The 15,350-nt window shown below is 66.8% G+C and carries 15 protein-coding genes; 14 read left to right on the top strand and 1 reads right to left on the bottom strand.

Annotated elements, in window-relative coordinates:
• Nucleotides 1-177 precede the first annotated feature (177 nt).
• The 13 genes from OD750_RS13095 (at nt 178) to OD750_RS13035 (ending at nt 13,236) form a co-directional block, all read left to right on the top strand.
• The gene (locus OD750_RS13095; protein WP_263545682.1) at nt 178-2,217 is read left to right on the top strand and encodes a hypothetical protein; all 2,040 of its coding nucleotides are present in this window, start codon (nt 178-180) and stop codon (nt 2,215-2,217) included.
• A 95-nt stretch (nt 2,218-2,312) separates the two neighbouring features.
• On the top strand, nt 2,313-3,239 hold the full coding sequence (locus OD750_RS13090; RefSeq protein ID WP_263545681.1) for an alpha/beta hydrolase-fold protein: 927 nt from the start codon (nt 2,313-2,315) through the stop codon (nt 3,237-3,239).
• Between the two features lie 225 nt (nt 3,240-3,464).
• Nucleotides 3,465-3,833, top strand: coding sequence for an ATP synthase subunit I (locus OD750_RS13085; RefSeq protein WP_263545680.1), 369 nt, complete (start codon nt 3,465-3,467; stop codon nt 3,831-3,833).
• A gap of 10 nt (nt 3,834-3,843) precedes the next feature.
• Nucleotides 3,844-4,680, top strand: coding sequence for a F0F1 ATP synthase subunit A (atpB, locus tag OD750_RS13080; RefSeq protein ID WP_263545679.1), 837 nt, complete (start codon nt 3,844-3,846; stop codon nt 4,678-4,680).
• Between the two features lie 69 nt (nt 4,681-4,749).
• Nucleotides 4,750-5,019: a F0F1 ATP synthase subunit C gene (gene atpE, locus OD750_RS13075; protein WP_263545678.1), complete on the top strand. Its 270-nt coding sequence runs from the start codon at nt 4,750-4,752 to the stop codon at nt 5,017-5,019.
• A gap of 104 nt (nt 5,020-5,123) precedes the next feature.
• Nucleotides 5,124-5,594, top strand: coding sequence for a F0F1 ATP synthase subunit B (locus OD750_RS13070; RefSeq protein ID WP_263545677.1), 471 nt, complete (start codon nt 5,124-5,126; stop codon nt 5,592-5,594).
• 3 nt (nt 5,595-5,597) lie between these two features.
• Nucleotides 5,598-6,131, top strand: a complete 534-nt coding sequence (locus tag OD750_RS13065; protein WP_263545676.1) for a F0F1 ATP synthase subunit delta — start codon at nt 5,598-5,600, stop codon at nt 6,129-6,131.
• A 108-nt stretch (nt 6,132-6,239) separates the two neighbouring features.
• Complete coding sequence (atpA, locus tag OD750_RS13060) at nt 6,240-7,787, top strand: F0F1 ATP synthase subunit alpha (RefSeq protein ID WP_263545675.1); 1,548 nt, start codon at nt 6,240-6,242, stop codon at nt 7,785-7,787.
• Nucleotides 7,788-7,958: 171 nt separating this feature from the next.
• Nucleotides 7,959-8,822, top strand: a complete 864-nt coding sequence (gene atpG / locus OD750_RS13055) for a F0F1 ATP synthase subunit gamma (RefSeq protein WP_263545674.1) — start codon at nt 7,959-7,961, stop codon at nt 8,820-8,822.
• A gap of 87 nt (nt 8,823-8,909) precedes the next feature.
• The gene (atpD, locus tag OD750_RS13050; RefSeq protein ID WP_263545673.1) at nt 8,910-10,319 is read left to right on the top strand and encodes a F0F1 ATP synthase subunit beta; all 1,410 of its coding nucleotides are present in this window, start codon (nt 8,910-8,912) and stop codon (nt 10,317-10,319) included.
• A 66-nt stretch (nt 10,320-10,385) separates the two neighbouring features.
• Entirely contained in the window at nt 10,386-10,808 is a 423-nt protein-coding gene (locus OD750_RS13045; RefSeq protein WP_263545672.1) for a F0F1 ATP synthase subunit epsilon, read from the top strand.
• A gap of 119 nt (nt 10,809-10,927) precedes the next feature.
• Nucleotides 10,928-12,109, top strand: a complete 1,182-nt coding sequence (locus OD750_RS13040; RefSeq protein WP_263545671.1) for a hypothetical protein — start codon at nt 10,928-10,930, stop codon at nt 12,107-12,109.
• A complete protein-coding gene (locus OD750_RS13035; RefSeq protein ID WP_263545670.1) occupies nt 12,106-13,236 on the top strand; it encodes a S1C family serine protease in 1,131 nt (376 codons plus the stop codon). The genes OD750_RS13040 and OD750_RS13035 overlap by 4 nt, the downstream gene beginning before the upstream one ends.
• A gap of 54 nt (nt 13,237-13,290) precedes the next feature.
• Here OD750_RS13035 and OD750_RS13030 read toward each other — a convergent pair whose 3' ends face one another.
• On the bottom strand, nt 13,291-14,112 hold the full coding sequence (locus OD750_RS13030; RefSeq protein ID WP_263545669.1) for a hypothetical protein: 822 nt from the start codon (nt 14,110-14,112) through the stop codon (nt 13,291-13,293).
• Nucleotides 14,113-14,353: 241 nt separating this feature from the next.
• On the opposite strand from OD750_RS13030, the gene OD750_RS13025 reads away from it, so the two are divergent.
• Nucleotides 14,354-15,346: a hypothetical protein gene (locus OD750_RS13025; protein ID WP_263545668.1), complete on the top strand. Its 993-nt coding sequence runs from the start codon at nt 14,354-14,356 to the stop codon at nt 15,344-15,346.
• Nucleotides 15,347-15,350 lie beyond the last annotated feature (4 nt).

Raw genomic sequence — 15,350 nt, 5'->3', positions numbered from 1 at the left:
CGCGGCCGATGCGCATCCGATTATGCCGAGCGGTCAATCCGGGCGGCAACCGCCGACACCGACACGATGTCGGCCGGCGATGCGAAACCGCGTACTGCGTCGCGAGGTCTGCGTGATCCGCTGCGATACGCGCGCCTCGAAACTCACATACGCTCTATAGGCCTTTCGGAGATCGCCATGCCGCTGCTGCGCATCGTTTTCGTCCTCCTGTCGCTCGTCGCATGCACCGCGGACGGCGCCGACCTCGTCGTCTACGCCGACGCCAGCGCCAACGGCTTCGACCAGAACTGCACCTGGAGCGATACCGTCGACTTCAACGAAGCGACGATCGTGCACACCGGCGCGAAGGCGATCCGCTTCACGCCGGCACAGTTCGAAGGCCTGTCGTGGTGCACGCCGGCGGGCGGCATCTCGAGTGCGACGTACCGCGCACTGCGCTTCTGGGTGCACGGCGGCAGCGCCGGCGGCCAGAATCTCAAGCTCGCGCTCGCGGGCGGTTCGCCGCCGGTGGAACTGGCGACCGCGACCGTCGCGCAGTTGCACGGCGCGCCAATTCCCGCCGGCGCATGGACGCTCGTCGAAGCGTCGTTCGACGCCGGCCCGCTCGCGTTCAGCGGCACGTTCAACCAGCTGTACTTCCAGGACCAGAACGACGCGGCCCAGCCCAATGTATACTTTGACGACATCGCCCTCGTCGACCGCCCGAGCGTACCCGACGCGATCTTCGCGAACGGCTTCGAAGGCGGCGGCGCGCCTGCGACGGCGATCGTGATCGAACGCGACGTGACGGTCGACACGATGCTGTCCGAGCGCTGGACCTGGCGCGACCGCGACAACCAGCCGCGTTCGGTCGTGCTCGCGCACAACGACCAGAACGGCCCCGGCGGCACGCGCGGCGGCGAGCTGCGGCGCTACGCGTACCAGACGCCGGCCGGCACGCGCACGGTCAATGCGACGACCGGCGGGTTCGGCGGATTCGGCTATGTCGTGTCGCACCTGGAAGACCCCACGCCCGCGGCGATGCTCGGCCAGGACGACTCTCCGCTCGGCCACTTCTACGCCGGCACGTGGACGCGCGCGCTCGAAGGCCGTCACCACGCGATCCTGCGCTATACGCAGAACTATCCGCGCTACTACTGCACCTACAACGCGCAGAACCAGTGCGTCGCCGGCACCGCGACGACGTTCCAGATGCCGGTGACGGTCGAATGGCTCGTCGCGACAGGACGCGACCATCCGCTGTGGTCGGTCAGCTACGACCTGTCGGCTGCGCCGCCCGACCGGATCAGCGCCGACAGCCGCGCGCCCTACGGCGATCTCGCGTTCGACGGCGACGCGGCGAATCCCGACACGGTCAAGGGCGTCGGCTGGGGCGACCGCTACAAGTTCGTCACGACGAGCGCGGGACCGGTCACGCTGCAAAGCCCGTGGACGTGGAACGTGCCGAACACGATTCCTTATGTATACCTGTGGACGCAAAACGTCGACGCGGAGATGGGCGTCGTGCTGACGCAGAACTACACGCAGCAGGACGCCGGCGGCTACTGGGGCACGACACGCTGGAACACGACGTCGGCGGCCGGCAACGCGTGCACGAATCCGGCGTACCTCATGCCGTGCGACTACAACTGGCCGTACCAGGCCATCGCCTACTCGTTCGCGAACGCGACGACGCCGACCGACTCCAAGCGCCTCGCCTGGGGCACGAACTTCGGCTTCCTGGGCGCGACGAGCTATCCCGAACACGGCTTCGGCGCGAACCGCGCGGGTTGGCCGCGCCAGAGCTACAGCACCTACGTCGTGCTCGACCGCCATTCGCGCACGCCGACGGCGAACGCGGTGACGCAGGTCGAAGCGACGATGACGGCCACGCTGACCGCGAGCGTCGGCGCGGTACGCACCTCGGGTCCGGCCGGCGTCAACCGCGTCGACACGCTGCCGTACCAGCCGGCCGGCTACAACCGCGTCTACGGCACGTGGGAAGCCGACGCGGCGGCGAACGCTGCGACGCTCACGCTGACCGCGACCGCGCTCGACCGGCCGATCTTCGTGCTCAACGGCTACACCGGCGCGCTGCCGGCGAACGTGCGCATCGACGGCGTCGCGCTGACCGCCGACGCCGACTATTTCGCGACGCTGGACGCCGCGCGCTCGCGCCTGTGGCTGACGATCAACCGCACGTGGAACGGCGCGCACACGCTAGCCGTGACGCCGTAAACCGTCGACCGCATCGCAGTCGCCGCGACGAGTGCGTCTCGACGCGGCGACGGCGCCGCCGCTATCGTGGCGGCGTCGTCACCGCCGGAACATCGATGAACCTTCGCCGCCTGCTCGCCGCCGCCGCGCTCGCCGTCAGCGCCGCGCAGGCGCACGCGGCGACGACCGTGCGCCTCGCGCCGTGGGCGTGCGACACGCTCGCCGACCGTATCCTGCGCAGCGGCTTCGACACCGGCGAGGCGATACCGACGGCGCCGAGCAACGGCAGCGGCGGCGCCGGACCCGGCAGCGTGTCGCTGTACTACACGATTCCCGACGTCGGCACCGGTTCGCAGGCGGCGCACCTGTACATTCCGCCGCGCTACACGCCGGCGCGCGCATGGCCGGTGATCGTCGTGCTGCACGGCGCGGCGGGCTCGGCGTTCTGGGCCGACCAGGAAGCGCTGCGCGCGCGCGGCAGCTGGCAGGACATCGGCTATCTGTACGGCGCGATCGTCGTCGCGCCGGTCGCCAACGGTTCGAACGGCTCGTGGGTCGAACCGGTCGGGTCGTCGACCTACGACTACGGCTACATCGCGAGCGTGCTCGACGACGTCGCCGCGCAGTACAACGTCGATCGCGCCCGCATCTATCTGTGGGGATTCTCGGCCGGCGGCCACGTCGCGCACGATCTCGTCATGAACGGCGAGGCGCCGAACCTCGATCGGAACCACGTCGCCGCCTACGCCGCGAGCGCCGGCCGCCTGTTCGGCGCGGCATGCAAGGGACTCACCGAAACGGGCTGCGCGAACCTGCTCGCCGCGCAGCCGCGCAAGCCGCCGTTCGACCTGCACCTGGGCGATACCGACCCGATGGGCGCCCCGCCGTACGACGCAGACCTCGACATCGGCCGCCTGCAGAACGCCGGCTGGGTGCCCGGCGACACGCTCAGCTACGTCACGTTTTCCGGCGGACACGACTACACGCCCGCCCACGCGGCGCAGATCTGGTCGTTCGTCTGCCGTTTCGCGACCGCGCCGTAGAAGCCTTACCCCGCAGGTAATTGCGGCCGGCACGGCCGGCGTCATACTTGGCGTCGATCATGCGGTACCACCCTGCCAGACCGAACGATGCAAACTGCCAAATCCGTCGCGCGACCGGCGTTTTGGTTGCGACGCGTCAAAGCCCGCTGATATACTTTCGCGGCTTTATTGACCGGTTTGCGCATCCTTCATGGCCGACCGGCAACCGCCAAGGCATGAATCCGAGTGAGAAATTCCATCGCCGCCGGCCGGCGACTGGCCGCTCGCATCGTGATCGCCCAGGCGGGCGTTTCCCTCTTGATGGCACTGGTGTTTCTGGCGCAGGGATGGCGTCCGGCGACGGGAGCCTTCGCGGGCGGCGCACTGGTTCTGATCGGCACGGCGCTGCTCGCAGCGCGCATGTTCGCCGACCCGGCCCAGAGCGCAGGACTCGCGTTCTTCCGGTTCGTGGCGGGCACGGCGCTGAAATGGCTGGTGGTGCTGGGAGGCATGTACGCGCTGATCGGGGTATGGGCGCTGCCGCCGTTGCCGGTACTGACCGGTTTCGTAGCAGCCCTCCTGGTCAACCTGTTGGGATTGCGGTTCAAGGAATAGCGGAGATCACGTGAGTACCGAAACGAGCGGCGGTGGCGGTCTGACCGAATACATCACCCATCACCTGACCCACAACGTGGTCAAGGTCGGTGAAGGCTTCTGGTCGGTGAACTTCGACTCGGTCATCGTCTCGGCGGTGCTCGGCCTGATCTTCATCGTGTGGTTCTCGCTCAAGGCGCGCAAGGCGACCGCCGGCGTGCCGTCCAAGGGCCAGGCGTTCGTCGAGATGGTCATCGAGTTCGTCGACGGCCAGGTCAAGGACGTCTTCCACGGCGACCGCCGCTTCATCGCCCCGCTCGCGCTCACGATCTTCATGTGGGTGTTCCTGATGAACGCGATGGACCTGCTGCCGCTCGATCTCATCGGCAGCATCGCCGGCCTCGTCGGCGGTCCGGAATTCGCCCACCACTTCTATTTCCGCGCGGTGCCGACGGCCGACGTCAACACGACGTTCGCGATGTCGATCACCGTGTTCTTCATCATCATCTTCTATTCGATCAAGGCCAAGGGCGCCGGCGGCTTCACCAAGGAGCTGTTCACCGCGCCGTTCCACGCGCACGGCACCGGCGCCAAGATCATCCTCGCCCCGGCCAACTTCTTCCTGAATCTCGTCGAATACCTGTCCAAGCCGGTTTCGCTGGCGATGCGACTGTTCGGCAACATGTACGCAGGCGAGCTCGTGTTCATGCTGATTTCGGGCCTGATGATCACCGCGATCGGCTTCGTGCCGGGCGTGTTGATCAACGCCGGCTGGGCGATCTTCCACATCCTGATCATCGGCCTGCAGGCTTTCATCTTCATGGTGCTGACCGTCGTGTACATCTCGATGGCGCACGAACACCACTGAAGTCGCTGCTGCGTAACGCCCCCATTCGTACAACCTGACCTTTCAGATCTTTAGTTCGAGGAGACCACCATGGAACAGTTCATCGCTCTCGTTCAGGCCTACACCGCTCTCGGCGTCGGCATCATCATCGGCCTCGGCGCGATCGGCGCCTGCATCGGCATCGGCATCATGGGTTCGAAGTTCCTGGAATCGGCCGCGCGCCAGCCGGAACTCGTGCCGATGCTGCAGGGCCGCATGTTCCTGCTCGCCGGCCTGATCGACGCTGCGTTCCTGATCGGCGTGGCCATCGCGATGTTCTTCGCGTTCGCCAACCCGCTGCTGTCCAAGCTCGCTCACTAAGCGGCAGGACTCGCGCCGCGGCTCGTCCGCGGCGCTAAAGGTTCCGGCGCGCGCCGACGTGCGCGCTCCGGTTTTCGCAGCGCATTGAAGATGGAGTCGTCGCAATGAACGTCAATGCGACTTTGCTGGGTCAGGCGATCTCGTTCGCGATCCTGATCTGGTTCACCATGAAGTTCATCTGGCCGCCGCTCATGGCCGCCATCGAAGAACGTCAGAAGAAAATCGCCGACGGCCTCGCCGCCGCCGAACGCGCACGTCAGGAATTGAAGGACGCCGACGCCCGCGTCGCGGACGAAATCCGCAAGGCGCGCGAGGAAGCGACGCAGATCGTCGATCGTGCCAACCAGCAGTACAACCAGATCGTCGACAAGGCCAAGACCGACGCGATCGCCGAAGGCGCGCGCCAGAAGGCCGCCGCCCAGGCCGAAATCGAATCGCTCTCGCACCAGGCCAAGGAAGTGCTGCGCCAGCAGGTCGCCGCGCTCGCCGTGTCCGGCGCCGAGAAGATTCTCAAGCGTGAAATCGACCAGGCCCGCCACCGCGACCTGCTCGACGCGCTCGCCAAAGAGATCTGATCGATGAGCAGCACGCAGAGCCTCGCCCGTCCCTACGCCCGCGCCGCGTTCGATCTCGCCAGCGAGTCGAAGGCGCTCGCGGAATGGTCGACCAAGCTCGACTTCGCCGCCGCCGTCGCGCGCGATCCGCAGGTACAAGCGCTGATCGGCAATCCCAAGCTCGGCAGCGACGCGCTGATCGGACTGTTCCTGCCCAAGGGCGAGAACACCGGCAGCGCGTTCGGCAATTTCGTCTCGACGCTCGCGGCCAACCGCCGCCTGTCGATTCTGGCCGACATCGCCCAGGGCTTCGACGAGCTCAAGCGTGCGACCGAGGGCGTGCTCAAGGTGCGCGTACGCGCCGCGGTGCCGGTCGACGGCGCCCAGGCCGACGCGCTCTCGAGCGCGCTGTCGCGCCGCTTCGGCCGCAAGATCGAACTCGAAAGCGTGATCGACGAATCGGTCATCGGCGGCGCGATCATCGACGCCGGCGACGTCGTCATCGACGGTTCGGTCCGCGGTCGTCTCGAACGCCTCGCGCAATCGCTTACGCATTGAATGTAGGGCGGGTTTCGACCCGCTGTTGAACAAACCGGTACGGCGCGCCCAGGCTCGCCAGGAACGGCGGGAACACCTCCCGCCCTACACAGATACCCGAGAAAACCCATGCAGACCACGCTCAACCCCTCCGAAGTCAGCGAGCTCATCAAGAGCCGCATCCAGCAGTTCCAGGCCACGGCGGAAGCGCGCAACGAAGGCACCATCACCTCGGTGTCCGACGGTATCGTGCGCATCCACGGCCTCGCCGACGTGATGTCCGGCGAAATGATCGAGCTGCCGGGCAACTCGTTCGCCCTGGCGCTCAACCTCGAGCGCGACTCGGTCGGCGCGGTGGTCCTGGGTGCGTACCAGCACCTGCGCGAAGGCGACACCGTCAAGACCACCGGCCGCATCCTCGAAGTGCCGACCGGTCCGGAACTGCTCGGCCGCGTCGTCGACGCGCTCGGCAACCCGATCGACGGCAAGGGCCCGCTCAACGCGAAGGTCAGCTCGCCGATCGAAAAGGTCGCCCCGGGCGTCATCTGGCGCAAGTCGGTCGACCAGCCGGTGCAGACGGGCTACAAGTCCGTCGACTCGATGATTCCGATCGGCCGCGGCCAGCGCGAGCTGATCATCGGCGACCGTCAGACCGGCAAGACCGCCCTGGCGATCGACGCGATCATCAACCAGAAAGGCACGGGCATTAAGTGCATCTACGTCGCGATCGGCCAGAAGCAGAGCTCGATCGCCAACGTCGTGCGCAAGCTCGAAGAGAACGGCGCGCTCGCGCACACGATCGTCGTCGCCGCTTCCGCGTCGGAATCGGCCGCGCTGCAGTACATCGCGCCGTACTCGGGCTGCGCGATGGGCGAGTACTTCCGCGACCGCGGCGAAGACGCGCTGATCATCTACGACGACCTTTCCAAGCAGGCCGTCGCGTACCGCCAGATCTCGCTGCTGCTGCGCCGTCCGCCGGGCCGCGAAGCGTATCCGGGCGACGTGTTCTATCTGCACTCGCGCCTGCTCGAACGCGCCTCGCGCGTTTCGGAAGAGTACGTGGAAAAGTTCACCAACGGCGCCGTCAAGGGCAAGACCGGCTCGCTCACCGCGCTGCCGATCATCGAAACGCAGGCCGGCGACGTCTCGGCGTTCGTGCCGACCAACGTGATCTCGATCACCGACGGCCAGATCTTCCTTGAAACCGACCTGTTCAACGCCGGTATCCGTCCGGCCGTGAACGCCGGTATCTCGGTGTCCCGCGTCGGCGGCGCCGCGCAGACGAAGATCGTCAAGAAGCTCTCGGGCGGCGTGAAGCTCGCGCTCGCGCAGTTCCGCGAACTCGCGGCGTTCGCGCAGTTCGCGTCCGACCTCGACGCCGCGACGCGTGCGCAGCTCGAACGCGGCCAGCGCGTCACCGAACTGATGAAGCAGAACCAGTACGCGCCGCTGTCGATCGCCGAACTCGCGCTGTCGGTCTACGCGGCCGAAAAGAGCTTCCTCGACGACCTGCCGGTCGCCAAGGTGCTGCCGTTCGAGCGCGGCCTGCATGCGTTCTTCCACCAGAACCACGGCGATCTGATGAAGAAGATCGTCGACACGGGCGACTGGAACAACGACATCGAAGCCGTGTTCAAGAGCGGCATCGCCGAGTTCAAGAAGACCGGCAGTTGGTAACACCCGGCTCAATTGAGACGCCCCGGCGGTCGATCGAAGATCGCTTGCGATCCAGGGATGGATCGCACGAAACGCGGATGCGTTTCGGAGGGGGTACGCAAGCTCCGCTTGCGTCGCTCGATTGAAAAAAGGACACGAAGTCCTTTTTTCAACTACAGAGAGAACGAAGACATGGCTGGCGGCAGAGAAATCAAAACCAAGATCAAGAGCGTGCAGAACACCCGCAAGGTGACGCGCGCGCTCGAAATGGTCTCGGCTTCGAAGATCCGCAAAGCGCAGGATCTGATGAAGGCGTCGCGTCCGTACGCGCGTCTGATGCGCCAGGTGATCGGCCATATCGCCAAGGCCAACACCGAGTACAAGCATCCGTTCCTCGTCGCGCGCAAGGACGTCAAGCGCGTCGGCTACATCGTCGTGTCGACCGACCGCGGCCTGTGCGGCGGCCTCAACTCGAACCTGTTCCGCCGCCTGCTCGGCGAAATCCGCGAATGGCAGGAACGGGGCGTCGAAATCGACGTCGTCGCGATCGGCAGCAAGGCCTCGGCGTTCTTCAAGCGCCTGAAGGTCAACCTCGTCGGCACCGCGACGCACCTCGGCGAAAAGCCGCAGGTCGCCGCGCTCGTCGGCGTGATCAAGGTGATGCTCGACGCGTACACCGAAGGCCGCATCGACCAGCTCAAGCTCGGCTACAGCGACTTCGTCAACACGATGACGCAGAAGCCGACGATCGACGTGCTGCTGCCGCTGCCGCCGTCGCAGGATCTGTCGACGACGCACGACTGGGACTACATCTACGAGCCGAGCCCCGAAACGGTGCTCGACCACGTGCTGACGCGCTACATCGAGTCGCTGGTCTACCAGGCCACGCTCGAAAACCTCGCGAGCGAGCACGCGGCGCGCATGGTCGCCATGAAGTCGGCCAGCGACAACGCCACCAAGGCGATCGAAACGCTGTCGCTGATCTACAACAAGGCGCGCCAGGCGGCGATCACGCAGGAAATCTCCGAAATCGTCGGCGGCGCGGCGGCGGTCTGATCGCGCGCGACTTTCGGAAAAACGCAATTATTGGATTCCTGCACGCGCGGGAATGACGCAAAGATTACGATTCTTGAGGAAACCATCATGAGCCAGGGCAAAGTTGTTCAGATCATCGGCGCCGTGGTCGACGTCGAATACCCGCGCGACCAGGTACCGAAGGTGTACGACGCACTCAAAGTCGACGGCACCGAAATCACGCTGGAAGTTCAGCAGCAGCTCGGCGACGGCATCGTCCGCACGATCGCCCTCGGCTCCACCGATGGCCTGAAGCGCAACCTCGTCGCGCGCAACACCGGCGAAGGCATCAAGGTGCCGGTCGGCACGCCGACCCTCGGCCGCATCATGGACGTGCTCGGCAACCCGATCGACGAAGCCGGTCCGATCGGCGAGAAGGACCGCTGGGTCATCCACCGCGAAGCCCCGAGCTACGCCGAGCAATCGTCGTCGAACGAACTGCTGGAAACCGGCATCAAGGTCATCGACCTCGTATGCCCCTTCGCCAAGGGCGGCAAGGTCGGCCTGTTCGGCGGCGCGGGCGTCGGCAAGACCGTCAACATGATGGAACTCATCAACAACATCGCGAAGGAACACTCGGGCCTTTCCGTGTTCGCCGGCGTCGGCGAGCGCACCCGCGAAGGCAACGACTTCTACCACGAAATGAAGGACTCCAACGTCCTCGACAAGGTGGCGATGGTGTACGGCCAGATGAACGAGCCGCCGGGCAACCGCCTGCGCGTCGCGCTCACGGGCCTGACGATGGCCGAATATTTCCGCGACGAGAAGGACGCCGCCTCCGGCAAGGGCCGCGACGTGCTGCTGTTCGTCGACAACATCTACCGCTACACGCTGGCCGGTACCGAAGTGTCCGCGCTGCTCGGCCGCATGCCGTCGGCGGTGGGCTACCAGCCGACGCTCGCCGAAGAAATGGGCGTGCTGCAGGAACGCATCACCTCGACCAAGACCGGTTCGATCACGTCGATCCAGGCCGTGTACGTGCCCGCGGACGACCTGACCGACCCGTCGCCGGCGACGACCTTCGCGCACTTGGACGCGACCGTCGTGCTCTCGCGCAACATCGCCTCGCTCGGCATCTACCCGGCCGTCGATCCGCTCGACTCGACCAGCCGCCAGCTCGATCCGCTGGTGATCGGCACCGATCACTACGAGACCGCGCGCAAGGTGCAGGGCACGCTGCAGCGCTACAAGGAACTCAAGGACATCATCGCGATCCTCGGCATGGACGAGCTTTCCGAAGAAGACAAGCAGGCGGTCTCGCGCGCGCGCAAGATCGAACGCTTCTTCTCGCAGCCGTTCCACGTCGCAGAAGTCTTCACCGGCTCGCCGGGCAAGTACGTCTCGCTCAAGGAAACGATCCGCGGCTTCCGCATGATCTGCGACGGCGAATGCGATCACCTGCCGGAGCAGGCGTTCTACATGGTCGGCGGCATCGACGAAGTGTTCGAGAAGGCCAAGAAGCTGGCCGAGAAGGCCTGATGATTCGCACCGACGCTCCGGTTGTCGCCGGAGCGCGGCTTGGCCTCGTTGGATAGGAACGAAACCATGTCTACCATCCGTTGCGACATCGTCAGCGCCGAAGAAGAAATCTTCCACGGCAACGTGCAGATGGTCGTCGCCGCCGGCGAACTCGGCGAACTCGGCATCGCGCCGCGTCACGCGCCGCTCATCACCCGTCTGAAGCCGGGCCAGGTGCGCGTGATCCTCGAGAACGGCGACGAGCAGTTCTTCTACGTCTCGGGCGGCATTCTCGAAGTGCAGCCGCAGGTCGTGACCGTGCTCGCCGATACCGCGATCCGCGCGAAGGACCTCGACGAAGCCGCGGCCCGCAAGGCCAAGGAAGAAGCCGAGCGCGCGCTCGCCAACCGCACCGACGCGATCGAAGTCGCGCAGGCGCAGGCCGAACTCGCCCAGGCGCTCGCGCAGCTGCAGGCGCTCGAACGACTGCGCAAGAACCTCAAGCACTGATCGCGGGCATCACGCACGACCCACGGAACGCCGGCCTCGCGCCGGCGTTTTCGTTTCCGCGCTCGCTTGCGCGCACCGGCCACGGCTGCAAGACTGCGCGCTCGCCAAGGAAGACCGACATGTCGATCACTTCGCTGTATCTGCCCGCGCCCGTTCGCCGCCAGTTCGCGCATACCCCGCGCGATCACGCGCGCCGCGACCGCGCCGTCGAGATGTTCGAGAGCGGCGAACGCCTCGCCGCGATCGGCGAGTCGATCGCCTATCTCATTCCCGGCATGGCGACGCCCGACCTCGTGCGCGAACCGCTGTGTCTCGTGCAGGGTTCGGCGCGCGTGCGCCTGCACGTCGACGGCGACCGGTTCTATCTCAGCGCCGTGCTCGCGACGCTGACGCCCGACAGCAACGCGACCGCCGCGCTGCGCCATTTCGTGTCGAGCGTCGCGGCCACCGGCCAGCTGTACCAGCCGCGTCTGCGCGACGACGTCGTCGCGCTCGAATACTCCGATCGCGTCGCGCTGATGCATCCGTTGAAACTGATCGAACTTCTGCAAACCACGGCGAAGGAAGCCAGCGGTCACGACGCGTGGCTCGTCGACAGTTTCGGCGTCGAAGCGAGCGACCGCGAGCCGATCGCGCCGCTCGCCGCCGACGAGTTCGACGCCGCCTGCGCGATCTGGGACGCGCACTGGGCCGCGACCGAAGACATGCTCGACGAACTGCGCCGCCGCCGCTCGACCGCGCTGCTCAATACGATCGCCGCGTACGCGAACAGCCAGATCGAATACGCACTGCCGCTGTACGGCTCGCTGCGCGAAGATCTCTCCGACGCCGACGACGTCTACGCCGACCGCGAAGAACATCCGACCAAGCGCCAGGCCGCGCTCGCGCAGTGCGTCAAGGAAATGCGGCAGCGCTCGCGCGACGAACTCGCGCGCTGCCTGGGCCACGCGCGCTACGCGATCAACCCGCTGCACGACGGCTCGCCGTCGCTGTTGACCAAGGTGCTCTCCGGCGCCCAGCGCGACCAGACGATCGGCGATCTGAACGCCGCCGGCCGCACGCTCGAATCGGCGCTGTACCAGGCCGTCGACTATCTTTATCTGCTCGCGTACTTCGCATGGCCGGCGGCGATCGCCGCCGCGCTGCGCGAACCGCTCGACCTCGCCTCCGGCCGGCCGCTGCGCGAAGCGGCCGACGTCATGCGCGCGCACGCGACGAATCTCGTGCGCGCCCACGGCGGCGAAGACGACGACGAGCGCGACGAACCCGCAGACGCCGATACGGCAGGAGCCACGCGATGAGCGCGCAGATACTCGACGCGATCGATCACCTCGGCGTCTATCAGGTGTACACCGGCGGCGGCACCGGCACCGGATTTCTGATCGACGCGACGCACCTCGTCACGAACAGCCACGTCGTTTCGCCGTATCGCACGGTCGCGGTCGAAATGCGCGATCGCACGCGCATCCTCGGCACCGTGCGCCGCGTGCACCCGCAGCGCGACCTCGCCGTGGTGGAACTCTCCCGCCCCGTCGACGGCGCGGTGCTGCCGCTCTCCGACATCGAACAGTACCGGCCGAAGCAGCCGGTGCACATTCTCGGCTTTCCGGTCGGGCTGCCGCTGTCGCTGACCGAAGGCGTCATCTCGCATCCGCGCCAGCTGCTCGACGAGCAGTATTTCCTGCAGACCGACGCGGCGATCAACCCCGGCAATTCCGGCGGCCCGATGCTCGACGACGAGCAGCGCATCATCGCGGTGACGACGTGCAAGCTCAACGAAGCCGACGCGGTCGGCTTCGGCATACCGGTCGCCGACGTGCGCCGCTTCGTCGAAGAGTTCCGCGCGCAGTCCGTGCCGTTCGGGGTGCAGTGTCCGGCGTGCGACGAGCTGATCGCCAAAGCGACGCGCTACTGCCCGAGCTGCGGCTCGAACCTCGACACGCGCGACGACTTCAAGGAATTTTTCCACACGCCCGATGCGCATCCGGTCGCCGACTTCGTCGAGCGCGCGCTCGCCAAAGCGAACGTCGACCCGGTGCTCGCGCGGCACGGCGATCTCAACTGGTCGTTCTACAACGGCAGCGCGCCGATCAAGGTGTGGTGCTGCTGCTCGGACCACCTGAACTTCTCGTCGCGCCTGGCGCAGCCGGGCAAGCGCGGGTTGAACGATCTGTTCCGATTTCTACTGTCGGCCGAACACGCGCCGTTCTTCTTCGACCTCGCCGGCAGCACGATCCGCATGAATCTCGTCATCCACATGAGCGACGTGTTCACGCCGGCCGAGCATGACGATCTCGTCGAGCGCGTGGGCCGCTTCATCACGAAAGCCGACTCCGCCGACAACCTCCTGATCAAGACCTACGGCTGCCTGCCGGCGCCGGAAACGCAAACCGACTTCCTCGACGCCCCGGCGCACGAAAACGCCTGAATCGGCGCCAACCGCGAACCGCCGCCGCGTTCAGCGCGGCGGCGCGCTGCGGCATCATCGGCGCGTTGCCGACGGGGGATTCCGATGCGATTCGTGCTGCCATGGCTCGTGCTGGCTTCGTGCGCGACGGCGTTCGACGCGGATGCGTGCTCCGTCGCGCCGGGCTACATACGCGAAGCCGAGTTCGAAGACTACGACCAACGGCACGCGCAATGGCGCGAGTCGGTCGGCCGGCGGCTCGCGACGGACGCCGATACCGAAGTCGCCTGGGCCGGCGCGATTATCGTGTCGGCACAAACGTCTGGCGACGACGCGAAACCGGCACTGCCGATGCCGCCGACGACCGGTCTCGGCCGGCTGCTGCGCGCGACCTACTGCAAAGGTTCCGGCCATTGTCCGGCCGCGCTCGACGCATGGATCGCCGCCGAGCCGGACAACGCGTTCGTGCGCTCGCTCGCTCGCGACGATCTCGGCGACGCAGCGGCCTGGCGCTCGCACGGCGGCATCGATGCAACGACCCGCTATGACGACTACTTTCTCGCGTCGCGAGCGCTGAGCGACAAGATCACGCGGCTCGCCGGCGAGCCGCCGCCGGAGCCCGAACGATACGTCTCGCCACCATGCAGCTTCATGCACGGGAACGGCATCGCCGGACGTATCGACGCACTCGTGGCGATGGCGTCGCTCGGCGCCGAAGACCTCAAGTACGATGACACGCTCGACGACACGGCACGCCTGCATCTGGCAAAACTGATGGTCGCGGCAAAAGGCAGCCCGGTCGCGGCGCAGGTCGGCGCGGCACTCGGTGTCGCGGCGGCCCGATCGCCGGCCGAGCGCAAACGCTACTGCCAATTGAACGAACGCGCCGTTCTTCAAGCCGACGTCGGCATGCTCGAATGGATCATGGACGAACCCGACGCTGAACGTCTCGGCGTGCGCCGCCTTTTTTCGACGCCCTGCGCACGCGCAACGCCGTCGACGCCGTCGACGCCGTCGCCGCGCAGCTGCCGGCGAGCCGCCGGCCCGATCCGGTCGATCCCGAACGTGTCGCCGCCTGTGTCGCCGGGAGCGACTGAACGGCGCGCCGGTGCGTCATTCGCCGAACAAGGAGGTTTCCATGCGCCTGGCTTTTGCCCTGCTCTGCCTGCTCGCCGCATCGACCGCGGACGCGTGCAAGCCCCCGCGCGACTATCGGCGCGAACCCGCACAGCGTGCCTACGACGCGCATTACGCGCAGTGGACGCACGATGCCGCCGACGCGCTCGTGAAAGATCCCGACCCGAACGTCGCCTGGGCATCGCTGGTCATGCTGCTGCAGGTCGGCGAAGGCGATCACGCGGCCACGCTCGACTTGCCGCGCGATCCGACGAGCGGCGTCGGCCGCCTGATGCGCTACGCGTACTGCGGCGAAACCGAGCGCTGCCCGACCGGCATCACCGAGTGGGTCGAAAGCGAACCCGACAACCTGTTTGTGCTCGCGGTCGCGCTGCACGAGAACGACAGCTACGCGTCGAAGGCGCGGCGCAAGCTCGACGGGGCGACGCGCTACGACGACTACACGGTCGCGACGCGCACGCTCGAGGAAACGCTGCTCGCGCGCGTGCCGGCGCCGCCGCCCGTGCCGGCCGGCTATGTGCTGCCGGCGTGCAGCGTGCTGGCGTTCGACGCGGTTGCGCCGCGTCCCAACCTCGGCAACCAGCCGGCCGTGCTGGCTGCGGCGGCGGTGTTTCTCGACGACGGCAAGCTCGCAACGCCCCTGCGGCTGAAAATCGCGCAGCTGCTGACCACGCCGAACCGCAGCCCGCTCGCCGCGGTCGCCGGCGCGCGCCTCGGCACGTGGGCCGCGGTCGACACCGACGAACTCGCGCACTACTGCGCGCTCGAAGCGCGCGGACGGTCGTTCGACGGCGACGTCTACGAATGGATCGTCAAGGGCGGACACGGCGTCGATCCGGCGGTACGTGCCGACTACTTCGCGACGCTCGCGACGCGCAACGGCATCGACGCGCTGACCGATATCGCGGCAAGACTGCCGCAGGCGCTCAAGCCCAAGCCGATCGACGAGGCGGCGCTCGCCAAATGCAACGCGCGGCTCGCGAAGAAGGAGTGACGCC

The sequence above is a fragment of the Tahibacter soli genome, assembly GCF_025717065.2.
Classification (GTDB): Bacteria; Pseudomonadota; Gammaproteobacteria; order Xanthomonadales; family Rhodanobacteraceae; genus Tahibacter; species Tahibacter soli.
This window is presented reverse-complemented; position numbering and strand designations above follow the sequence as displayed.